The 23128-nt window shown below is 58.4% G+C and carries 21 protein-coding genes; 5 read left to right on the top strand and 16 right to left on the bottom strand.

All coding sequences use genetic code 11. From position 1 onward, the window contains the following. Positions 1-27: 27 nt before the first annotated feature. From JFU48_RS21825 to JFU48_RS21800, 6 genes are all read right to left on the bottom strand, one after another. Positions 28-1491 carry a serralysin family metalloprotease gene (locus JFU48_RS21825; RefSeq protein WP_201137626.1) on the bottom strand — a complete coding sequence of 488 codons (1464 nt, stop codon included), beginning with the start codon at positions 1489-1491 and terminating at the stop codon, positions 28-30. A gap of 414 nt (positions 1492-1905) precedes the next feature. Next, the gene (locus JFU48_RS21820; protein ID WP_201137625.1) at positions 1906-2364 is read right to left on the bottom strand and encodes a hypothetical protein; all 459 of its coding nucleotides are present in this window, start codon (positions 2362-2364) and stop codon (positions 1906-1908) included. Between the two features lie 181 nt (positions 2365-2545). After that, positions 2546-3631, bottom strand: coding sequence for a polyamine ABC transporter substrate-binding protein (locus tag JFU48_RS21815; RefSeq protein WP_201137624.1), 1086 nt, complete (start codon positions 3629-3631; stop codon positions 2546-2548). Positions 3632-3686: 55 nt separating this feature from the next. Further along, positions 3687-4031, bottom strand: coding sequence for a cupin domain-containing protein (locus JFU48_RS21810; RefSeq protein WP_201137623.1), 345 nt, complete (start codon positions 4029-4031; stop codon positions 3687-3689). 31 nt (positions 4032-4062) lie between these two features. Further along, positions 4063-5469: an NAD(P)/FAD-dependent oxidoreductase gene (locus JFU48_RS21805; protein WP_201137622.1), complete on the bottom strand. Its 1407-nt coding sequence runs from the start codon at positions 5467-5469 to the stop codon at positions 4063-4065. 52 nt (positions 5470-5521) lie between these two features. After that, positions 5522-6337: a helix-turn-helix domain-containing protein gene (locus tag JFU48_RS21800; RefSeq protein ID WP_003225022.1), complete on the bottom strand. Its 816-nt coding sequence runs from the start codon at positions 6335-6337 to the stop codon at positions 5522-5524. Between the two features lie 263 nt (positions 6338-6600). Here JFU48_RS21800 and JFU48_RS21795 point away from each other — a divergent pair, with 263 nt between their 5' ends. Continuing rightward, positions 6601-6873: a DUF1652 domain-containing protein gene (locus JFU48_RS21795; RefSeq protein ID WP_045122460.1), complete on the top strand. Its 273-nt coding sequence runs from the start codon at positions 6601-6603 to the stop codon at positions 6871-6873. 59 nt (positions 6874-6932) lie between these two features. Here the strand turns inward: JFU48_RS21795 and JFU48_RS21790 are convergent, their stop codons facing one another. Beyond that, entirely contained in the window at positions 6933-9407 is a 2475-nt protein-coding gene (locus tag JFU48_RS21790) for a UvrD-helicase domain-containing protein (protein WP_201137621.1), read from the bottom strand. Positions 9408-9686: 279 nt separating this feature from the next. On the opposite strand from JFU48_RS21790, the gene JFU48_RS21785 reads away from it, so the two are divergent. Next, positions 9687-10382, top strand: a complete 696-nt coding sequence (locus JFU48_RS21785) for a pirin family protein (RefSeq protein ID WP_003225024.1) — start codon at positions 9687-9689, stop codon at positions 10380-10382. 186 nt (positions 10383-10568) lie between these two features. On the opposite strand, the gene pgm is transcribed toward JFU48_RS21785, so the two are convergent. The 4 genes from pgm to JFU48_RS21765 all read right to left on the bottom strand — a co-directional run bounded on the left by pgm (position 10569) and on the right by JFU48_RS21765 (position 16791). Beyond that, positions 10569-12215 (bottom strand): phosphoglucomutase (alpha-D-glucose-1,6-bisphosphate-dependent), encoded by a 1647-nt coding sequence (gene pgm, locus JFU48_RS21780; RefSeq protein ID WP_201137620.1) that lies wholly within the window; start codon positions 12213-12215, stop codon positions 10569-10571. Positions 12216-12311: 96 nt separating this feature from the next. Further along, positions 12312-13712: an aminotransferase-like domain-containing protein gene (locus JFU48_RS21775; protein WP_201137619.1), complete on the bottom strand. Its 1401-nt coding sequence runs from the start codon at positions 13710-13712 to the stop codon at positions 12312-12314. Positions 13713-13760: 48 nt separating this feature from the next. Continuing rightward, on the bottom strand, positions 13761-15221 hold the full coding sequence (locus tag JFU48_RS21770) for a hypothetical protein (RefSeq protein ID WP_201137618.1): 1461 nt from the start codon (positions 15219-15221) through the stop codon (positions 13761-13763). 547 nt (positions 15222-15768) lie between these two features. Beyond that, positions 15769-16791 (bottom strand): zinc-dependent alcohol dehydrogenase family protein, encoded by a 1023-nt coding sequence (locus JFU48_RS21765; RefSeq protein ID WP_003225033.1) that lies wholly within the window; start codon positions 16789-16791, stop codon positions 15769-15771. Positions 16792-17061: 270 nt separating this feature from the next. Here JFU48_RS21765 and JFU48_RS21760 point away from each other — a divergent pair, with 270 nt between their 5' ends. Then, positions 17062-17991, top strand: a complete 930-nt coding sequence (locus JFU48_RS21760) for a LysR family transcriptional regulator (protein WP_007963542.1) — start codon at positions 17062-17064, stop codon at positions 17989-17991. Between the two features lie 52 nt (positions 17992-18043). Here the strand turns inward: JFU48_RS21760 and JFU48_RS21755 are convergent, their stop codons facing one another. Then, the gene (locus JFU48_RS21755) at positions 18044-19222 is read right to left on the bottom strand and encodes a sugar transporter (protein WP_003225034.1); all 1179 of its coding nucleotides are present in this window, start codon (positions 19220-19222) and stop codon (positions 18044-18046) included. A gap of 273 nt (positions 19223-19495) precedes the next feature. On the opposite strand from JFU48_RS21755, the gene JFU48_RS21750 reads away from it, so the two are divergent. Beyond that, complete coding sequence (locus JFU48_RS21750) at positions 19496-19864, top strand: hypothetical protein (RefSeq protein WP_201137617.1); 369 nt, start codon at positions 19496-19498, stop codon at positions 19862-19864. A gap of 32 nt (positions 19865-19896) precedes the next feature. On the opposite strand, the gene JFU48_RS21745 is transcribed toward JFU48_RS21750, so the two are convergent. Continuing rightward, positions 19897-20181: a hypothetical protein gene (locus JFU48_RS21745; RefSeq protein WP_003225039.1), complete on the bottom strand. Its 285-nt coding sequence runs from the start codon at positions 20179-20181 to the stop codon at positions 19897-19899. Between the two features lie 66 nt (positions 20182-20247). Further along, the gene (locus tag JFU48_RS21740; RefSeq protein ID WP_157160366.1) at positions 20248-20658 is read right to left on the bottom strand and encodes a hypothetical protein; all 411 of its coding nucleotides are present in this window, start codon (positions 20656-20658) and stop codon (positions 20248-20250) included. Positions 20659-20757: 99 nt separating this feature from the next. On the opposite strand from JFU48_RS21740, the gene argP reads away from it, so the two are divergent. After that, the gene (gene argP, locus JFU48_RS21735; protein WP_003225044.1) at positions 20758-21684 is read left to right on the top strand and encodes an HTH-type transcriptional regulator ArgP; all 927 of its coding nucleotides are present in this window, start codon (positions 20758-20760) and stop codon (positions 21682-21684) included. Between the two features lie 77 nt (positions 21685-21761). Here the strand turns inward: argP and JFU48_RS21730 are convergent, their stop codons facing one another. Both JFU48_RS21730 and JFU48_RS21725 read right to left on the bottom strand, forming a co-directional pair. After that, complete coding sequence (locus tag JFU48_RS21730; protein WP_103483497.1) at positions 21762-22310, bottom strand: GNAT family N-acetyltransferase; 549 nt, start codon at positions 22308-22310, stop codon at positions 21762-21764. After that, positions 22307-22864: an RNA polymerase sigma factor gene (locus JFU48_RS21725; protein ID WP_003225048.1), complete on the bottom strand. Its 558-nt coding sequence runs from the start codon at positions 22862-22864 to the stop codon at positions 22307-22309. The genes JFU48_RS21730 and JFU48_RS21725 overlap by 4 nt, the downstream gene beginning before the upstream one ends. Between the last annotated feature and the right edge of the window lie 264 nt (positions 22865-23128).

Here is a 23128-nt window from a genome sequence, read left to right as displayed (position 1 = left end):
CATCGAGCGCCGCTTTCCCGTTTCACATCACGCCACGATGTCGCTGGTCGCTGCCTGGCCAACGGTGCTGACCTGGAAGTCCGCCACGCCGTGCCCGGAGAAGTCCACCGACAACAGGCTGTTGCCGCCCGACGAAGTCAGGATCGCGTCGCCGGCTGCACCGGTGAAGCTGTTGACGAAGTGCAGGCCGGAACCGCCGGTGATAGCGCTCAGGTCGATTTTGTCCAGACCGCTGACGAAATCGAGGATCTGATCGATCGCACCCGGTTTGGAGTCGGAGCTGGCTGCGAACACAAAGGTGTCCGAACCGGCGCCGCCCCACAGTTTGTCCGCACCACCGGCGCCGTAGATGATGTCGTTGCCGGCACCGCCCTTCAGCTCGTTGGACGCACTGTTACCGATCAGCAGGTCGTTGCCCGAACCGCCGATGGCGTTTTCGATGGTCACGCCCTTGGCGATGGACACGTTACCCACCATGCCGCCAACGTCGGAGAACGAGGCTTCATTGAGGTTGATCTTCTGGTTCTGGGTGAAACCCGAGAAGTCGAAGGTGTCCTTGCCGCCCCCGTCCCACACCGAGAACACCAGCTTGTCGCTCGACGACGAGGCGCTGAGGAAATCGCGACCGGCGTTGGAGTTGAAGCCATAGGTGGTGTCACCGGCACGGGTGCTCATATTGGCGCCGTACAGCTTCTGGATCGCCGCAATGTCATCCATCAGCGGGCCGGAGGCATAGGCTTCCACACCGCCCTTGCTGAAGTTCTGGGCGGTGTTGCTTTCGCTCCAGTAACTCATGAGGCTGTAACCACGGGTGTCCTGACCGTAGGACGCATCCTTGTAGGTCGGGTTGCCTTCGCCGGCGTTATAGTCGCCAGGGTGAGACAGCCCCAATGTGTGACCGATTTCGTGCGTCAGGGTCTGACGCCCGTAATTGTTCACCCCCGGGGTTTTGTTGACGTCGTAGCCACTGCCGGTCAGGTACCAGGATTGACCGTCATAACCAGGCTCGGTGCCTGGCAGGAAAGCAAACGCCGCCGCACCTTCCTGGCCACCGCTGTAGTTACCGAAGGTCATGTGACCGTCGCCACCTTTGGCAGCCTCGGTAAACGTGACATTGGCGACGTCAGCCCAGGATTGCATGGCGAGCACGGCCTGAGCTTTTTGCAGGGCACTGAACTGACTGAAACCGGTGACGCCCAAGCCGCTGAAGTTGGCGGTTTTGGCGGTCAGAAAGGTGTAAGTCAGTTCGATCTTGCCGCTGTTGTCGAGATCGTGCCAGGAAGCACCGTCTCGCAACAGTTGAGTAGCGGCTTGATCCACCGAGAAGGAGGGTTTGCCATTGACCGTGAGGTTGCCGCCACGATCGTACTGATGGCTGAAGCTATTGATCTGGTTCCAGGCGGAGCTGGATGCAGCCAGAGACTGCGCTGCGCCGACAGGTACGAATGTATCTGCGGTGGTATCAATAGCGTTAGCTTTTACTTTCGACATAAACACACTTCCTTGTTTAGCAATGGAACAGTTTTTGTCAGATAGCGACAATCCCTGGCGAGATCGTCCTATCACTCGCCCAATGAAGGCGTAAGAAACCTGACACAATTTGAAATCTGTCGTCTAGCGTTTTTTTGAGATCAAATTGAACTGTTCGAGCAAGTGCCTGTAAACAATGAGTGCGGGATCGAAAGAATGTTCTACGGTGTTTGGTTTCGCCTAATTGTCTGACGATTTTCTATTTAAATATTAAATAACGGTAAGTTGTTTTTTGTTAGGTACGTCTCAATTTGGTGCAGCCCGGCGAGAGCGCTATTACATTGATATCAGATACCGTCTTCAACTGATTCGTATGAATCAAGGCGCTGGATTTCACCGGGCGTATATGAAACCGGTTCTGGATCAAACAGAACATCAGAACCGGCCGATGGCAAAGGTTACGTCAACGTCGAAACTATCGAAGCCGCGCTTCTCCGTGCGAAATTCCAGCTTGCCGTTAATGTGATTGTCGGGGTGGTGCTGCAGAATGACCCCTCCCGAGGCAGCCGGGAATTCGAGCTTTGACCCGCTATCGGTGAAAGTTATCAGATTGAGATAAACGATCCTGGGGTCTCCAAACTGGAACTCACCACTGGGCTGTGATTTGCTGCTCAAACAGAGCCCTACCAGCCAACTACTGCCATGCACCAGTGGATCAGGCATGGTGCCGTGAAACCGCAGCGTTTCGTTTAGCTCATCGCGCCAGATCCAGGTGGATAAAAAATCAAAGGTGACCTCGGTGTAACGGTTTTTCACCTTGCCCTTGATTACACCTGCTGCCTCACCTTTTTCGCCAATGTGAAACGCTTCAAGAAATTGCTGGTCGCTGGACATGACTGTCTCCTGGGTGCGCAAAGGATCGAAGACCCTTCTGCCAGCCATTGAACAGCAAAAGCACCGAGTTGAAACCTGTCAGATATGACAGGCATAAGCCACGAATTCTTATCGCCCTTTTGTATAAGTCCTGTCTGGAAGGGCATCGTGAGTATTGACGATGCCCCTCCCAGGAACCGCCTCAGCTACCCGTTCGAATCTTGTTCCACACCCGCGTACGAATCCGGTCGATGTTCAGCGGCATCGCCTCCAGCGCAAACAGCTTGCCCATCATCTCCGGGCTCGGATAGACCTTGGTGTCGCTCTTGATAGCGGGGTCGATCAGGCTGTCAGCCTGCTCGTTGCCGTTGGCGTAGTGCACGTAATTGCTGATGCCGGCCATCACGTCCGGTCGCAGCAGGTAGTTCATGAACGCGTAACCGGCCTTCTCGTCCGGCGCATCGGCCGGCATGGCCACCATGTCGAACCAGATCGCCGCGCCTTCCTTGGGAATCGCGTAACCGATGTCGATGCCGTTCTTCGCTTCCCTGGCGCGGTTTTCCGCTTGCAGGATATCGCCGGAGAAACCGACCGCCACGCAGATGTCACCGTTGGCCAGGTCACTGGTGTATTTCGAGGAATGGAAGTAGCTGACATACGGCCGCACTTTCATCAGCAGCGCTTCAGCTTTCTTGTAGTCCTCGGGGTTCTTGCTGTGGGGCGGCAGCCCCAGGTAATTGAGCGCTGCCGGCAGCAGTTCCGGGCCGTTATCGAGGATCGCCACACCGCACTTCTGCAGTTTTTCCATGTACTCGGGCTTGAAGATCAGGTCCCAGGAGTCCACTGGCGCGTTGTCACCCAGCACCGCTTTGACCTTGGCGATGTTGTAGCCGATGCCGGTGCTGCCCCACAGGTACGGAAAGCCGTGCTCGTTGTTCGGATCGTTGACCTGCAAAGCCTTGAGCAATACCGGATTGAGGTTCTTCCAGTTCGGCAACTGGCTCTTGTCGAGTTTCTTCAGCGCCCCGCCCTGGATCTGCCGGGCCATGAAGTGGTTGGACGGGAACACCACGTCATAACCGGATTTGCCGGTCATCAACTTGCCGTCGAGAGTCTCGTTGCTGTCGTAGACGTCATAGGTGACGCCGATGCCGGTGTCTTTCTGGAAGCTTTTCGTGGTGTCCGGTGCGATGTAATCGGACCAGTTGTAAACCTTGACCGTTTCGGCGGCATGGCTGATGGAGGCGGCCAGCAGCAGCGGCGCCAGAGCGAGGGTTTTCTGGATCATGAGGTGATTCCTGTAGTGGCTATTTTTGTTGGCAGGCAATCAAAGGATCAAGCAATCAGAAAATCAGCACGTAGGTCTTGCGCACGGTCTCCTGGATGTCCCAGACGCCGAGCGTGTTGGCCGGCAACATCAGTGCGTCGCCACCTTGTATGTGCAGGGTTGCGCCGCCGTCGTCCGGGGTGAACGTGCAGCGGCCAGAAATGAAATGGCAGAATTCCTGCGCGGTGATCTGCCGACGCCAGCGCCCCGGGGTGCATTCCCAGACGCCGGTTTCGACGCCGTCGTCGCGTTCGACGCTGGTGGTCGAGGCAATGGCGACCGGCTCACCGAGAGGCACGGCGACCGGGTTGGACTCGTCCAGTTGCAGAGTGGCGGTGTTCTTGAACTGCGTAATGCTCATGGGGGGACCTGTCTTTTGAAGAAAACGGCGGTTAGTGCATGAAACCTTCCATGAAACCCGCGACCTGGCTGGCAAGCTTGCGCCGCCACGGTGCAGTGGCCGGGTTGGCCAGGGTCTGGTCTTCGTGGACAAAACTTTTGATGATCGCGTTGTAGCCCAGCCAGCGGCACGGCTCCGGTTCCCAGGCGCGCAGCGCATGTATCCCGCCATCCGGCAGCACCCACGGCTGATGCACCAGTTCGGTGTCACGCTCGAGAATCAGATCGGCCAACGTTCGGCCGCCGAGGTTGCTGGCACCGACACCCTCCCCGCCATAACCGCCGGACAGCGCGATGCCATTGGCGCGATCGCAGAGCATGTGCGGCTTGAAATGCCGCGACATGCCGAGGTTGCCGCCCCAGGCGTGGGTGATCTGCACGTTTTTCAGCTGAGGGAACAGTTCGCCGAACAGATAGCGGCGCAGCTCTACTTCATCACGGGTCAGATCGAAGTTGTGGCGTAGCTTGCCGGCGAACTGGTAACCGCCGCGGGCGCCGAAGATCAGGCGGTTATCGGCACTGCGCTGGCCGTAGGTGACCTGGCGGCTGAACTCGCTGAAGGCCTGGCCACGGTTGAGGCCGATTTCATCCCAGGTCGCTGCCGACAACGGTTCGGTGGCGACAATCAGGCTTTGCACCGGCAACTGATAGCGGCCCAGCGGCGGCAACGTCACCGAATAACCTTCGACGGCTGGCACGATCCAGCGACTGCGCACACTGGCCTTGGCCGTGCGCAAACTGCCGGACTGCCAGTGCGTGACCGGGCTGTTTTCGTAGATTTTCACGCCCATGTTCTGCACGGTGCGCGCCAGACCGCGCACCAGTTTCGCCGGGTGGATGGTCGCCACATGCGGCGCATAAATCCCGCCGTAGGGTTTTGCCACACGAATCTGTTGCGCCAGTTGCTCGGGGCTGAGCCAGCGATAATCGTTGTCGGTCAGGCCTTGGGCATGCAGTTTGTCGAGGTATTCACGCAGGCTGGCTTCCTGCTCCGGATAGCGTGCGGCGCAGTACAGCACCCCGCCTTTGCGGTAATCGCAGTCGATGCCCTCACGTTCGAGCACAACTTCCACTTCATCGGGGATGCTGTGCAGCAGATCGAACGAAGCGCGGCGTTGTTGTGGCGAGAGCCCGGCAAGCAGTCGATCCTCGCCCAGCAGGTTGCCCATCAGCCAGCCGCCATTGCGCCCGGACGCCCCGAAACCGGCGGTTTGCGCCTCGACGATGGCGATATCCAGACCGGGAGCGAGTTTTTTCAGGTAGTACGCGGTCCACAGCCCGGTATAACCGGCGCCGATGATTGCCACGTCGACATCCAGATCCCGCTCCAGCGCTGGCCGCGCGGTTAGCGGCTCGTCGAGTTGATCCATCCACAAACTGATAGTGCGCCACGCCGGCATGCAAGACTCCGCCACTGAAAACCTTCGATGGCGCCGATCCTAGTGCGTGCCTTCAGCGAATGTCTTGCGCGCGTGCCCGCAAAGAAATTTGTTTGGCGTAAGCCTTGGGGGATTGGCCGGTGTGCTGGCGGAAACAGCTGTAGAACGCTGACAGCGAGTTGAAACCGGCCGCAAACGCCAGCTCGTCGATACGCAGCGGCGGCGTGGCCTGATCCAGTGACTTGAGCAAGTGCTGCAAGCGTGCCTGGTTGACGTAGCGATAGAAGCTCTGGCCCAACACCTGATTGAGCAGATAGGAAATCTGATTGCGGCTGTACCCGCACTCCTTCGCCACCCGTTGCAGGTCCAGTTCCGGATCGAGGTACGGTTGCTGGAGCTCGAAATATTGCTGCAGATCCTCGGCCATGAAACTGATCTGGCGCGGTGACAAGCCCAGACGACTCACCGCCGGGCGCTGACTGGGTGCGACGGCACCGTTGGTTTGCGCACGGACCAGTGAAGCGTATTCGTTGACCCGCCAGATCAACCCGTCCTTGACCGTAATCGCTTCGCTGGAACGGAATGACACCAGCCCGTCGCCGCCGCGCAGGGTCACTTCGTACTGAATGAACGCAGTGTTGCCATCCACGCGGATCCGGTCGCAATGCTCCAGCGCTTCGTCGGATTCTCGCGGCATGCTCACGCGCACGTACTCGCGCAGTTCGTCGAGGCCGAGGACCCGGTTCTGAAAGAAATCGTTGTACTGGACGTCCGGGTGATACAGCGCCATGACGCTGTCCAGATCGCGGTGTTTCCAGCTCAGGTGGTAGCGCATGACCGTGGCGGCCGTGGCCGGGGTCTGTTCGGGGCCGTCATCGTCGGCGTGCATAAAGGGCTCGATGCAAAAGAGTCGAGCTTGCCCAACTTCATGAAAACGATCAACGAGCAAACCGTAGTGGCCTTTTGGCGATCACTGACCAGAGCGTGACTTACATCAAAAAACGCGAAGCAATCGCAAAATGAACTGAAAAATCTCACAGAGATTTCACATCCGGATGCTACTTTTAATGTCACTGAACGGTTGAGCCAATGAAGGCTCTTCCCACCTAACATGAGCAAAAGGAAGCGCTCGATGAAGAAGGCGGGCAACACATGAATAAAGCTTCGAGCAAAGTCACCTTCCCCAACGCGTGCCAGCTGATGCGCTGGCACTTTCATCCCATGGGTTTCGAAGCAACGATGGATGCACCGGGCAGCATGATTGCCCGTCTGTTTGATCGTGCCAGCGGCGAAACCATGATCGCCATTGCCGGCATTCCTTGCGCCACGGTGATGAACGCGGCCGATGTCGAGCGCATTATCGAGGCCGTAGAGGATGAGCTGGAGGCATTTATTCCTCCGGAATCTTTCAGGAGTTACGCATAAGTTATTGTTTTAAATAAAAAAAAGCCCGCCGTAAATGCGGGCTTTTTTGTGCGCGGCGGTTACCGGGTTTTTGCTTGCGAGCGGTGATCGACAAAGTACGCCTTGCCCTGCGCAACCCGATCGGACGCCCTCGGCATGTTTACTGCCTGGTTGTCCTGCGGTTCGACGTACCAATAGCAATGGCTGACCGCCCGAGTGATGCCAACATAGGCCAGACGCAGGATCTCGTCCTTTTGCGCCGTGTCATAAGGCTCGCTGTCGCCAGCCTTGCCCAGCCCGGCCATGCGGTACACCTGATTCTTGTACGGCGAACTGGTCAGGTGCTGGCAATCACCTAGCAGGAACACGGCGTCGGCTTGCAGACCTTTGGCGCTGTGATAGGTCAGTTGCTTAAAGCGTCGAGCCTCGTACGGCAAGCTCGAATCCACATTAACTACAGACTGTATATGCTGTTCTATCAATGACTTATCACTGCTTTTTCGATAAAGCATCAAGATTGAATCGCCGCGACTGTAGTGTTCGGCCAGGCGCTGACCCAAAGCCTGATCATCGCGCTCCAGCACATTTACCGGCTGCAATGCCTTGGCTGCGCCACTGGCCTTGGCCTTCTTGCCCGGAATTGCCGGCGCGGCGCGGACGATGTGTTCGGCGGCATCGATGATGTGCTGATGGCTGCGGTAATTGTCACTGAGCATCACCCGCGTGGTGCTCGGCGACGGGAATTCCTTGTTGAACTCCATGAAGTAACTCGGCGAACTGCCCCGCCAGCCGTGGATCGACTGCCAGTCGTCACCCACGCACAGCAACGACGAACGCTGTGCGCCCCGCCCGACATGCATGGCCGGGCCACGACTGCGGATTTCCGCAAGGCTGGCGCGGATCCATGAGACGATTTGCGGCGATACGTCCTGAAACTCGTCGATCATCAAGTGCGACATGGGCCGCAGCAGCTCATCACTCAGCAGCTTGAGATTTTCCGGCGAGTGTTCGCTGAACAGCGCGAACATCCGGTTGTAGGTCATCACCGGCGGCTTCTGATCAAGCAAATGATCTTCCAGGGCACGCCAGAACAGGCTCAGCGCCTCGAAGAAAAACCGATCCGGATCATCCTTGGCAAAACTCATACGACCGACAGCGTCCGGCACATCCAGCCCGAGGTTTTCGATGAAACCGGCCGCCGCGACAAAACAGTCCAGCAGCGGCGCTGAGACCAGTTCACCTTTGACCTTGTAATCGAACCCGGGACCCGCGCTCGCATCGCCGGCCAACGTCGACAGAACTCGCTTTGACATTTCATAACTATCTAGCCAAATCAATGGCTTACGGCAGAAAGCTTGAAACAGGGTGCGCTTTACAGCCCACTCGGCGCGTACGCTGAGCTTGGCGTTGGGCCGGCAGATCTGCGGGTTTTCCCGGGGATCGAAGCCAAGCACCACCCAGGCATCGAGGCTGGGGATGTAGCCATGACAATGAAAGGTCGAACCGTTGATCTCGAACGTCTGCCGGTTGGGCTCAATGCCTTTGATCGGCCAGGCACCGGCGCGAAACCACAGGTCTTCGATGGCGTCGCACAGTTCTTCGTCGCGTTTGGATGCCAGTTCGGTCACTGCCATGCGCTTCTGCACGTCCGGGTGATCGCGCTCCAGTTCCTTGAGCTGCAAGGCAGCCTTGGCCAACGGCTGAATCAACGAGCGAAAACGCTCGTCTTCATTGAATAACCGGTGGTAGCAGGCGTTGAGCTGCTGGCGCTGGGCATCGTTGATCCGCAGATCGAACGGGTTGCTGTCGACGTCCTCGTCAGCCCCTTGTGGTCGATTGCTGAGGTTTTCAAAAGCCTGCAAGCGCTCGAAGCCCGGCAGGCTGCGAACCATCGGCAGAATGCGCGAGTGAAAGGTCCGCACCAGTTCCCGCGCCTGTTTCAGACTCAATTTCTGGCCCCAGAGCGCGAACATCTCGATCAGTTTATTGATGAAATCCTTGCGTGATTCGCGAGTGAAGGTCACCACGGTCATCGAGTCGAGTTCAAAGCCCAGATAATGCGTGAGCAACAGAATACGCAGCACCAGCGTCGTCGATTTACCCGCACCGGCCCCGGCAATCACCGAGGTTGAGGGCGTATCACTGAAAATCATCTTCCATTGCGCGGCGCTTGGCTGGGCGTGCTCGGGCAGCAGGCGTGCCACATCGGCCTTCATGCGTTTTTTCAGTTCGGCGCTGAGTGGCAGACGCCAATCATCGAACAGATGGTTGTCGACGCTCGGCGGACGATGCTCGGTGCTGCGGCTGTCACGAATCAGCAGGACCTGGCGACCTTCTTCCAGCCCTTCGAGTTTTCCTTCTTTGAAACCGTAATCCACACCCGCGGTGTGCCCGCTGCGAAACCCGTCAGCCTGACCGTGCAGCCAAGAGGCACGGTGCTGGGCGCGCAAACGCGTCAGGCCATGGCCGAAGAAACGCGCGGCCAGACGTTTGAACCAAGGCATCTCGGCCAACGGACGAAGTTCGGGAGGAAGATCGGGAGTGTGTTGCGCCACGCTGATAGGCTCCAGTGTGTGAGGCTGTTGGGGGCTATGGTGTCTTTATTTGCCCATGAGTTCTAGCGAAATGCTTACAGGTCATTGGTTTAGGCGATGAACTGAAAGTTGGGTGAGATCGTTTCGAGCCTGTTTCCCATCAATAGATTCGATGAGAATGCCGCACTTTTTACGCTTTTTCTCGATGATTGACTGAAGGATGATGCCCGTCATTAACCAACGGTCTCGCTTCGTGGCTCTGGCGTTGCGCCCCATGACGAACCTTTTGAGGAGACGATCATGCTTGAACTCAGACCTTTCAACACGCTGGGCGGCGCTCATCACGGCTGGTTGGATGCCCATCACCACTTTTCGTTCGCCGAATACTACGACCCGCAGCGCATGAACTGGGGCAATCTGCGGGTGTGGAACGATGATGTGATCGCCGCCGGCACCGGGTTCCCACAACACCCGCACCGCGACATGGAAATCATCACTTACGTTCGCGAAGGTGCGATTACCCACCAGGACAACCTTGGCAACAAGGGCCGTACCGAGGCTGGCGACGTACAGGTCATGAGCGCCGGTACGGGCATCGCTCACAGCGAGTACAACCTGGAAGACCAGGAAACGCGGATTTTCCAGATATGGATTCTTCCAACCGAAACCGGCGCGCCACCATCGTGGGGCGCCAAACCGTTCCCCAAAGGCCAGCGCGAAGGGTTCGTGACCCTGGCCAGCGGCAAGGACGGTGACGACCAGAGCCTGCGCATTCGCGCCGATGCGCGGCTGGTCGCGGCGAATATCAAGGCTGGGGAAACGGCTGAATATCGTCTGGATGCCGGACGCCGAGCCTACCTAGTGCCTGCCACCGGTTTGATTGAAGTCAATGGCTTGCGTGCGCAAGCTCGAGACGGAGTTGCTGTGGAACATGAGTCGGTGCTGACCGTGACCGCGCTCGAAGACAGCGAAATCGTGTTGGTGGATCTGGCTTGATGGCCTGAACTGCAGGCGAAAAAAAGGGGCGACCGTCATGGTCGCCCCTTTTTTGTAACCTTTGTAGCGAGGGGACTCATCCCCGATTGGCCGCGAAGCGGCCCTTCTTTACCGTTGGAGCGGACTGCTACGCAGTCCATCGGGGATGAATCCCCTCACCACAGAAAGAACTCACCTCCCTGAAGATCACTGGGTGCTGATTGCGCCATCCACCAGCGTTTGCGCTTCGGCCACCAGTTGCTTGAGGTGATCGTCGCCAATGAAGCTTTCGGCGTAGATCTTGTAGATGTCTTCAGTACCCGAAGGACGCGCGGCGAACCAGCCGTTTTCGGTCATCACCTTCAGGCCACCAATGGCCTGATCGTTGCCCGGCGCGTGGCTGAGGATGCTCTGAATCTTCTCGCCTGCCAGCTCGGTCGAAGTCACTTGCTCCGGCGACAGCTTGCTCAGCAGCGCTTTCTGCTCAGGGTTGGCCTTGGCATCGACGCGCACCGAGAACGGTTCGCCCAGTTCATCGGTCAGGGCGCGATAGGCCTGGCTTGGATCACGGCCGGTACGGGCGGTCATTTCAGCCGCCAACAACGCCGGAATCAAACCGTCCTTGTCGGTGCTCCAAACGCTGCCATCCTTGCGCAGGAACGAAGCGCCAGCACTCTCCTCGCCACCAAAACCCAACGAGCCGTCAAACAGGCCATCGGCGAACCATTTGAAACCGACCGGTACTTCGTACAGACGACGTCCCAGACGCTTGGCCACGCGATCGATCAGAGCGCTGCTGACCACGGTTTTACCCACAGCGGCATCGGCGCGCCATTGCGGACGGTTCTGGAACAGGTAGTCGATGGACACCGCCAGGTAGTTGTTCGGCGCCAGCAGACCACCCGAAGGGGTGACGATGCCATGACGGTCGTGATCCGGGTCGCAGGCGAAGGCCACGTCGTAACGTTCCTTTAGACCGATCAAACCTTGCATGGCATAGCTGGACGATGGATCCATGCGGATCTGCCCGTCCCAATCGACCGTCATGAAACGGAAAGTCGGATCGACCTGCTTGTTCACCACGTCCAGATCAAGACGGTAATGCTCGGCAATCGCCGACCAGTAGCGCACCCCTGCTCCGCCCAGCGGATCGACACCCAGACGCAGCTTGGCGTCACGAATGGCATCGAAGTCGATCACGTTGATCAGATCGGCAACGTAGGTGTTCAGATAATCGTGACGGTGAGTGGTGCTGGCCTTGAGCGCCTGCTCGTAGCTGACGCGTTTGACGCCGGCCAGTTTGTTGGCGAGCAGTTCGTTGGCCTTGGCTTCGATCCACTTGGTGATGTGGGTATCGGCCGGGCCACCGTTGGTAGGGTTGTATTTGTAGCCACCGCTTTGCGGCGGATTGTGCGACGGCGTAATCACGATGCCATCCGCCAGGCCCGAAGTGCGGCCACGGTTGTAGCAGAGAATGGCGTGCGAGATCGCCGGGGTTGGCGTGTATTCGTCACCTTCGGCGATCATCACGGTCACGCCGTTGGCCGCCAGCACTTCCAGCGCGCTGGCCCCGGCCGGGGTCGACAGAGCGTGAGTATCAATGCCCACAAACAACGGGCCATCGATGCCCTGGGCTTCGCGGTACAGGCAAATCGCCTGGCTGATTGCCAGAACGTGCCACTCATTGAAACTCAGGTCGAAGGAGCTGCCGCGGTGCCCGGAAGTACCAAACGCCACACGCTGGGTGGAAATCGAAGCGTCCGGTTGGCCGGTGTAATAAGCCGTTACCAGTCGCGGGATGTCGACCAACAATTCTGCCGGTGCCGGTTTGCCCGCAAAAGGACTGATAGTCATGCAAAACCTCTGAAATAGAGTGGTTCAGGAAATACAGCGCAGTTTACTGGCAGTTTGACCACAGCGCGACGGGATCTATCCGACAGATTTCAACGTTCATTCAAGAGGTGCCAACCGCAGTGCATCGCCCAGCAATGCAATCGCCCCTGCCAAACCGGTGTCACTATGATCCAGCAGGTTCAGGCGCAGATGACGACGGTGCAATCCCTGCAAACTGAACAGTTCGCCCGGCGCAATCAACACCTGTTGTCGGAGCAGGCGCTGAAATACATCGCGCATGTCCACCGGACGCAGTGCCCGCACCCAGACGGTCGCGCCGCCTTGCGGTTCGACGACCTGAAGTGCATCGCCCAAACGTTCGCGCAGCAAGTGAATCATCGGGGTCCGACACTCCCTGAGGAGTCTGCGAAGTACGTGCAGGTGCTGGTCGATCCGGCCGTTTCCAAACAGTCGGGCAATGGCCTTCTGACGGATCGGGGACAGTCGGAATGATCGCATCAGAAAATGCCGCAGCATTTCGTTTTTCCATTGGCGCGATAACACGAACCCGTAAGGGGCCTCGATGCCAATGATTTTCTCGAAGGAGGAGAAGATCAACAGCCGGTCAGGATCCAGCCGATCACGCAAGCGCTCGCCGTCCACTCCCTCGCCAAGCTCACCATAGCAATCATTTTCCAGCACCCAGGTGCCATGCTCGCGAAGCAGTCCGGCAATGATGTCGCGGTTATCCGCAGGAACCTGCGTGCCACGGGGCATGCTCAGGCCCGACGACAGGAGAATCAGCCGCACGCTTTCAGTCTTGAGCAGTGTTTCCAGAAGTTGCGGCTCCAGCCCGCCACAGGCCAGCAACGGCAGCTCGATCACACGCACCTCTGCCGCCTGCAGCAACCGCAGTATCAACCAGTCACACGGCGACTCGACCAGAACGGTTGCGTGTTTGAGTTGCAGAACGGCAACCAGGATTTCCAGTACCCCGCGCAGATCCGCACCGATGTAGACATCCTCGGCATGCCAGCATTGCCTCGGCGAGGTGGTGTAGCGGGCCGCCAGCGCAGCGCGCAACTCCGAGTCACCACAGGGCTGGCCGAGCAACAGTGGCTGCCGGGGGTACTGGCGCAGCAGTTCGCGCTCCATCAACAGCAGCGGGCTGTCCAGCGATTGGAGTGAAACCGGATCTTCGGCACTCAACAATCGCATCCCCGGGCGCCGCGCATTGACGTAGACCGTTTCGAGCAGATCATTGCCAAACGCTGGCTGCGTAACCTGCGCCACCGCCCGGGCGTAGTACCCGGACTTGGCGACTGAATAGATCCTGCCTTCCTTCTCCAGCAACGAATAAGCGTATTGAATGGTCGAGATCGATACGTTCAGACGATTGGCCAACTGGCGCAACGACGGCAGCCTGGCGTTGCCGTCGCCGGCCGACTCCGCTATCAGCCGCATCAGGTAGCGATAGACCGCCTGATAAGCAAAACCGGGCTCCCGCGCAGTCTTCATGAGCCCAATACCGTTGACACAGATGCGCAGAAGAATGGAGCGCTCACCTCAACGTTCCGCTGATCGCTCACCCACGCTGGCGTCGATAGCCGTTTGGTGCGCGGCGTCTGCTGCGTTCGGGGCGGCGCCACGCACCGGCAATGACTCCATGGCGTAGAGACGACTGATCAGCCTGACCGGCAAACCACTGACATCCGTCATCCATTGCAGCACTTGCTCCGGGCCGTGCAGCCCCTGCATGGCACGATGCAAATCGGGCATCGCCACCAACATGCCGGGATGACAACGGCGCAGGAACCGCTCGAGGCCGGCACCACGGTCAATGAACGGCGTGAACAACAGGCAGACCCATTGGGTTTCATTCAAGCCATAGGTCGCGTGAATGCAGTTCGCCGCGGCCTCGCGCAGTTCATCCAGCGCCGGCTGTTGCCCCAACCTGGCAATCATCTGCTCGCATACCGGTTCCGGCACCCGTTGCTGCTGCATGGTCGCCAGCATGTGCTGAACATGTTGGGAAAATCCGGTTTCATAGCTGCGGCCGTCGAGGAATTCCGCCTCCAGGCCGCGCAAATGGGCCTTGATCAACGGGTCGGCATATTCGCCCTCGCCCTGGTGGAACACCCACTCCTCTGCCTGAAACCCGAGAAACTCGCTGAGCAGCGGCCAGCGTTCTTCCAGGTTGCCCACCGCCATGTCGTGAATGTCGACAAACGTTGTGCGACGGCATGACTCGAACCCGTCTTCCGGACGCCAGCAGCGGCGCTCGGATTCGGCGTAAAAACCACGATATAAGTCCCCTCCCAATCCGTCGAGCAAGGCGAACAGCTCATCGAATGTTCCGGCATTGGGCGGCAGCGCACCGAGCCCCGCCTTTTGCACCGCCCGATCGAGGTTATCGATGAATTGCTTTTGTCGACGCGGCGACTCGCTGGCAACCCAGGCGTCGACACCATTGCCCCAGCGGGCGATCTGGCCGCAAAACTCCGCCCAGGCCAGGCATGCGTCATCCCACAACTCAAGCTTTTCGTCCGAGGCCCGTCGATGCCCCATCATCAGAAGGTTGGTGCGATTGGCTTCCGTACTGTCCTTGTCGGGTGGCGCCAGGTGATTGAATGGCAACACCTGACGATGATCCACCATCAGCAACTCGACCCGGGGATCGTCGTACAGAAACAGGGCGGCGAAGCTGCGGTGCATATTTCCGGGCGCCGCCCCCGCTCCGCTCCAGCGCAACGTGGCCACACGCAACTGAAAAGTGGCCGGCGCTCGACCAGCGATACTCAACTGCGCGGCGCGCAGCAACGCCAGGGTATAGCAACTGTCACGGGTACCGGACGGTGTCACCATGACCTTGTATTCACCCATGCGCTCCATTCCACCGGCGGCGACCACCAGCCGCTGAATCAGCAATTGCAATGCTGTGCGTTCGGCTCTGGAAAAGAAGCTCAGCAGACGCTGCAATACTTGCTGATAGACATAGTTCATTGCCTGATCATGGATCGTGCTCATCAGTACTTTACCCGGCGTAAAAAATTCATATCGCGCATCAGCAGTGAAGCTGGCGCAATAAATTCATCAATAAGTAATAGACGATCAAATACTAACACTTATGCTTTTGAAGTTATTTGAAACACTTGACGCATGGAAGTCGATATCTTCGCCACTCTAGGTGACGTAAACCCCCGTCACCATTGAGTTTTCCCTGAGTGAAAAATATCTGAGGAAACTTCTTACAGCATCCCACGAACATTGAGTACAACAAAAGCAGAACGACAATAGGAAATAACCTACAGCCATTAAACAGAAACCGGTATATCGCCCACAGGAGGAAATATTAAACACGGCAAACAAAACAGAATGCACAGACATGGCTCATTCCTTGAGATGAAAGTAATCATTCAATTATCAGGGCTTAAATGCCGATTAGAAGATACAGATAGCGGACAAAAACCGGTTCAGATGCACAACCGGCCACGCACCCTGTCCGGTATGTCTGATTATTTGCGAGGGGTACAACGCAAGAGTCCGTGGGGCCACGGACTCTGTTTGGAGGGCGTTACGCAGGTTCGACCTGAAGGGCGACCCGTTCGCGGCATGGGCATTCGTCCATGTAGCGATGTGCTTCGACGAACTCGTTGAACGGGAAGACCCGAGTCTTGAGTGGCAGCAGTACGCGGTCGGCGGTGAGCTGATTGATGTCACGCAGGGCACGCTGCAAGGCGACGTGGTCCTGGGTGATGCCCAGCTCGGGCTTGCCGGTGAAGTTACCGATGCAGTGTACGAAGAACTGAATGTTTTTCTGGAACGCCGCACACGCCGGAAATGGTGTCTGGTTACCACCCTGCAGACCGTACAGAACCAGGCTGCCACGTGGCGCGAGCACATCGCCGAGCAACGACATCTGCGGGCCGCCGAGACCATCGAATACCACGTCGACACCACGATTGTCGGTGATCTTGTTGATGCGCATCAACAGATCTTCTTCCTCGGTGACGATGACTTTCTCGGCCCCCAGCGACAGCAGGTATTCGCGCTCTTCAGCGGTTTTCGTCGCCGCGATCACCCGCACACCCAGGGCTTTGCCCAACTGGACAAAGGATGGGCCGGCGCAATGGCTGGCGTCAGTGACCAGGGCAAACTGCCCGGGTTTGACCCGTGCCAGATCGGCATAAGCGAAATAGGCGATCAACAGCGGTGTGTAATGCACGCTGGCTTCGACCGGGCTTAACACATCCGGATAGCGGGTCAGCGCGGTGCGTGGCAGTACGATCTGCTCGCCATACACCGGATAGTCGTTCGGACTTTGCGCCGGGAAACTGGCCACCTTGTCGCCAACCGACAGATCGCCGATACCATCGCCGACGGCGGTCACCACACCGGCCATTTCATGGCCGAGACCAGACGGCAGGCGCGCCTGGGACGAGGCCAGGTTCTGACGCCAGAGAATGTCGTACCAGCTGATGCCGATCGCTTCGACACGCACCTGCACTTCGCCGGGACCTGGCTGAGCGGCCGCATGCTCTTCGCATTTGAGCACCTCGGCCGGACCAAACTTGTGAAAACGGATCGTGCGGGACATCGCAAACCTCGTCAAAGTAACCTCTAATGCCCTGAACTCTATCTGGGCTTTTGACCCAAGACTATCAGTGGCTATTAATAGTCGACATGCCTGTCATTGATTCCGCAGTATGGACGGCATTGGCAAAATCGATGAAAAAAATACCGCAACCGGCTCGGTAAAGCTGAATTTAGCGGTGCAGAGTACCAGCCTTTCCCCGTAATATTCATGCCGGCCATTGTTCTCATATGGCCGCTCTCGTCAAGCTTGATGACTCTGCCAGGACTCCAGATGAATCGTAATGACCTGCGTCGTGTCGACCTGAACCTGTTGATCGTATTCGAAACTCTGATGCACGAACGCAGCGTGACCCGCGCCGCCGAGAAGCTTTTTCTTGGCCAGCCGGCAATCAGTGCGGCGCTCTCGCGCCTGCGCAGCCTGTTCGATGACCCGTTGTTCGTGCGCACCGGGCGCAGCATGGAACCCTCCGCCCGCGCGGTGGAGATCTTCGCCCTGCTCTCCCCGGCGCTCGACTCGATTTCCACCGCCGTCAGCCGTGCGGCTGAGTTCGATCCGGCCACCAGCACTTCGGTATTCCGTATCGGCCTGTCCGACGACGTCGAATTCGCCCTGCTGCCAATGCTGCTCAAACGTCTGCGCGCCGAAGCACCGGGCATCGTGCTGGTCGTGCGTCGGGTCAACTACATATTGATGCCGGGGCTGCTGGCTTCTGGCGAAATCTCCATCGGCGTCAGCTACACCACTGACCTGCCGGCCAACGCCAAACGCAAGGTGCTGCGTCGCAGCCAGCCGAAACTGCTGCGCGCCGACACCGTGCCCGGCCCGCTGAGTCTGGATGACTACTGCGCGCGCCCGCATGCGCTGGTGTCGTTCGCCGGCGACCTCAGTGGTTTTATTGATGAGGAGCTGGAGAAGCTCGGGCGCAAGCGTCATGTGGTGCTGGCCGTGCCGCAATTCAACGGTTTGAGTACGTTGCTGGCCGGCACCGACATCGTCGCCACCGTACCGGATTACACCGCCGATGCACTGACGGCCGCCGGTGGCGTGCGGGCTGAAGACCCGCCGTTGCCGACGCGCACGTTTGAGCTGCACATGGCGTGGCGCGGGTCGCAGGATAATGATCCCGGGGAGCGTTGGTTACGGTCGCGGATTCAGATGTTCTTCGGCGACCCGGACAGTCTCGAGTTGCCTGCGCATTGAGCAGGCAACGTTTTAAATGAATGCGCCCGGCGGCGGCTTGTAGTCCTTGAACTCAAGCCACGGACCGGGCCAGGCGATACAGCGACAGGCAGTAAAACGCCAACGCCGACGCCGCCAGCATTCCGCCCACCACCCCAATGTAAGCAAAGCCAAACTGACTTCCCACCCAACTCCCCACCAGTGCCCCGCCGCCGATACCGATGTTGTAGATCCCGGAAAACAACGCCATCGCCACGTCGGTAGCGTCCGGCGCCAGCACCAGGACTTTCGACTGTAACGCCAGCCCGAAGCCCATGATCGCCATCCCCCAGAACACACTCAGCACGCCGAGGTATGAGACGTTGCCGCTCAACGGCAACAGCGAAGCCAGGCACAAGGCGAGCAACGACACGCAGATGATCAGAAAGCGCTGCGGGTTATAGCTGTGCAGGTAGCTGAACAACAGCGAGCCGAAAATACCGGCGCCGCCGAATAACAACAGCAGGAGCGTCACCACATCGCCGCTCATGCCCGCTACGGTCAGAACGAACGGTTCGATGTAGCTGTAGGCGGTGAACTGTGCCGTCACGACCAGCGCCGTCAGGACATAGATGGCCACCAGTGCCGGCCGCTTCAACAACACGGGCAGACTCTTGAGCGAGCCGGAGTTCTGACTGGGCAACAACGGCAGCACCTTTGCCAGACAGAACACCAGCGCCGCCGCAAAGCCGGCGATCACGATGAACGTGGTGCGCCAGCCCATGGCCTCGCCCAACAAGCGGCCGAGGGGAATGCCCAGCACCATCGCCAGCGAAGTACCGGTCGCCAGCAAACCCAAGGCCTGAACCTGTTTGCCCGGCGGCGCGAGGCGTACGGCCAGAGACGCGGTGATCGACCAGAACAGCGCATGCGACAGCGCCACACCGATCCGGCTCACCAGCAACACACCGAAGCTGGTCGCCAGACTCGACAGAATGTGACTGGCGATAAACATTCCAAACAGCACGATCAACAGCCGTCGGCGCTCGACATTGCGTGTCAGCAGCATGATCGGCAGCGACGTCAAAGACACCACCCACGCATAGATAGTCAACATCAGGCCAACCTGCGCGGTCGACATGTCGAAGCTGCTGCCGATCGAACTCAACAGACCGACCGGTACAAACTCGGTGGTGTTGAACACAAACGCAGCCAGTGCCAGGGCAATCACTGCGTACCAGTTGCCGTTGTTTGTCGCCGTAGAATCACTCATTTAAACGTCGTATTACTCTTCGATGATCGTGCGTAATTGTACGCATGCGATCCGTGCCCATCTGTCGGTTTTTTGTACACCCATTGCCGAAAAGCCTCATACGACAGGTGGTTCGATGACGACTGTACTATAAAGATTTGGTGACTTGTCCAACGGGTTGAAGCACTCGACGTTCACTTTCGAGTGCCCCTCGATCCCTCAAGCACGGGCATCAGGCCAGCGGACCAGGACGTGCAGCCCCTGAATGTATGACCTCACTTCCTGGAAATCCCCATGAAAACGCCTCATACCTGCGCTGCACGCGTCATTCCCCTCCTTTTCCTGACATTCAGCGCTGCCGCCACGTTAAGCGGTTGCATGAGCGCTGAACAACAAGCGGCTGAAGACCGTCAGACATGCGCCGGTTACGGCTACGTACAAGGCTCTACCGCGTTTGCAAACTGCATGATGATCTCCGATCAGAAACGCAAGAAAGCCGTTGCCGATTGGCAAGCCCAGCAAGATCGGGAGTGGCAACAGAAAACCGCGAAACCCGCCATGCAGGAATGCAATACCACCGAAAGCGTCGACGTTCAGGGTGACGCATCAGCCGATGGCCAAACCACACGAACCAAGTCCAACACGGTATGCATCGGTCAATAAGGCGAGGTCTTGAATGAAACCATCTGCCCCGCTCATTGCCCTGAGTAGCCTTTGACGCGCATGCAATCATTCGTCAGGTCGATCTGTTTTTCCGCAATGACGATCCCGTCACCCACGGCACTGCCCATGCCGTGAGTTGTATCGTTTGCAGCAGGGCTTGAATGGTAGCTGGCGGTCGCGGCCTTGGCCTGGTACTGGCATTCAGCTTTGTCGTGCTGAATATCAGCGGCACTCGCGCCGGGCCTGGACCAGTCATGCACAGATGTCACACAGGCGCTCAACAGCGTCGCAAGCAACGCAATCATCAATAACTTCATGGTGTGTACCGCCGATAGATTAAAAGTTGCAATGTTTCTGGCTGGCTCGAATCGCCGAAACAGCGATCACTTGCAGACGAATGTCACGTTAGCCACGTCATTCCCGGGATCGAGCGGCAAGCGCGATTGCACGTCAAACACGTCGATCTGCTTGCCGAGCGAAGCGCACTTCTTCCCGGCGCCGCTAAGCGCCATCCGACGGGCCTCGGAATGAGTGTGGCGGGACGGCTGTGTTTTTGCCGAGACCTGATACTCATAAGGACCGAGTTTCAGGTCGTGGGATTGCCAGACATAGTTGCCGACCAATGCAATGGCGCTCACAGCGATGATCATATTGAGTTTCATGGCAAGTATCGGACGCTGCATATTTGAATGCTCATCACGCCCACCTTTCTCTGTGAATAAAGCCTCATTGCTGTCATTCGGAAAATCGGATGACACCCGGTGCAGTGTGTTGCGCGGGCTGTAACCGCTCACTGTCGCTGCCGAGCAATGATTGAGCAGCGCTATGTTTAAGTGAAGAAAAACGCAGTATCTTTCAGTAACGATTAGAAATACTTAACCAGAGCGACAGCCATGCAACTCGACGCAAAACAGATGCAGGCGTTCCTCGCCGTGGTCGACAGCGGCAGTTTCGAGAAGGCTGCGGAACGTCTTAACGTGACGCCGTCGGCGGTGTCGCAACGCATACACGCCCTTGAAGTTCGCTTGGGCAGCTCGGTGGTGGTGCGCGGACGCCCGTGCGAGCCGACGCTGGCGGGACGAAAACTGATGCTCTATCTGCGTCGTGCAACCGTGCTCGAAGAAGAACTGCTGAACGAGCTGACCGGCGATGAACAGGATCACCTGCGCGTGGTCATTGCCGTCAATGGCGACACGCTGGCGACATGGTTCTTTCCGGCACTGGCCGAGATATTCGTCAGCGAAAACATTTTGCTCGACGTCGTGGTCGACGATCAGGATCACACCTATGCCTTGCTGGAAAGCGGCCAGGTCATCGGCTGCATCGGCACGCGTTCGCAGCCTATGCGCGGTTGTTTCGCTGAGCTGCTGGGTCCGGTGCGTTACCAGTTGGTCGCATCACCAGAGTTTCAGCAGCGCTGGTTTGCCAAAGGCCTGACCCGCGCGGCGGCACGCAAGGCGCCGGTATTTGCCTATTCGCGCAAAGACACCCTGCAGTCGGAGTTCATGCAGTCACGCTTCGGCCTGCACGCAGACGCTTACCCCACGCACTACCTGTCACTGCCAGAGGCTCGTCTGAAAGCCATTCGCCGCGGACTCGGCTACGGCATGGTGCCGTATATGCAGGTCAGCGATTTGCTGAAAAGTCGCGAACTGGTGGATGTGGCGCCGGGGCATTTCACCGATGTCGAGCTGTACTGGCATGCGTGGGCGTTGCAATCACCGCGCATGGAAATGCTCTCCGACCGCGCCGTGCACGCAGCACGACGGATCTTGAGCAGCAAAGGACCGGTGAAGCGCTCCACCATCTCGAGAAAATGACCAGCGCCGCTGCCGAGGCTGCCCTCGGCAGCGGCGACGCGAGTCACCGCTGCACAGCAGCAAATGCACATCTGCCCTCAGTCCGGCCCCGCCTCAAACAACGGTAGACCAAACAGCAACACGTCCGCCCGCTCCTCGCCAAACCGGGCGATACCTGGCAAGCGGGCCCAGAGTACCGCGCCGATGGATTGCACGATGTGCTGGCTAGGCACGTTGGCGGCCATGATCCAGGCGACCAGGGTTTCCAGGCCGAACTGACGCCCGAGGATCACCGTCGCATGGCCCAGGCGCACGCCGATGCCACTGCCGTAGCGGTCGGCGCGCACATAAATGGCGGTTTCGCCGGTGTTGCGGCAGGCCTGGGTGCCCCAACTGAAGCGGTTGATCGACAGCCAGCCGACCACTTCGCCGCCGCGTTCAAGCACGTAGACGGGCAGGCCATCGCGCTTGTACAGATTGATATAGAAAGTCACTTCCTCAAGCGTCATCGGCCGGGTCACTGGCGAGTTGGCACCCGTGCCGGCGGTTTCGTTGAAGATCTCCATCATCGCCGGCAGGTCGGCATCGCAGGACTCACGCACACCGCGTGGCAGGGTCATGGGTTGGCTATGACGAAATCCGTTCATGCGCTGGCCCTCCCGGTGTAGACACTGCACTTCAACTGGCCCCGGGCCCTGGCCAGACGCGAACGCACCGTGCCGATGGGCACGCCCAGTTGCTGCGCGGCGTCCTGATAGCTGATGTCGGAATCCACCACCAGATCGATCACCGCGCGCATGTCCACCGACAAGTCGTCGATGGCCTCCAGCGTGCGCCTGAGCAGGCGCTGGTGCTCGCTGACCTGGCTCGGGTCGTGGCCATATTCCAGACTTTCGATGCCTGCCTCTTCCAGCACCGCGCACTGCGGCCGGCGATAGAAGTTCTTGAAGTGGTTGCTGACCAGGTTAGTGGCAATGCCGAACAGCCAGGTTTCCGGTTTCGACGCCCCGGTGTACTTGTGCTGGTTGCGCCAGGCTTCCAGATAAGTCATCTGCATCAGGTCATCGACATCGGCCGGGTTGAACACTCGCTTATTGATGAAACCGCGCAGCTTTTTCTCGCTGCTGTGTGCCAGTCCGCCCAGGTCCAGTTCGATGGCGGCAATGACTTTCGCTTCCGTTTGAACACTACTCGATTCCACGCTTGTTCCCTCATCACTCACGCTATGCCGACAGTGGCGGGAGGGATAGAGAGCAGCGAGCGTACCAACCTTGGTACTTTTATAACTTATTGTTTTTAAACACTTTTAAAAACCGAAAAGCGCGTTTTTTGCCATTTGTTGCACTTTCGACAAAAAGCCTGTGCCAGTTCTTGCACAGTCAACCGGGCCGCTTCGCGCCCAGGGAACCGGACGCCGGCAAACGCCACTCACTGCACACCTGAATAGCGGTGGAACGTGCGCCTC

It is taken from the genome of Pseudomonas sp. TH49, from assembly GCF_016650625.1.
GTDB classification, from domain to species: Bacteria; Pseudomonadota; Gammaproteobacteria; order Pseudomonadales; family Pseudomonadaceae; genus Aquipseudomonas; species Aquipseudomonas fluorescens_H.
This window is presented reverse-complemented; position numbering and strand designations above follow the sequence as displayed.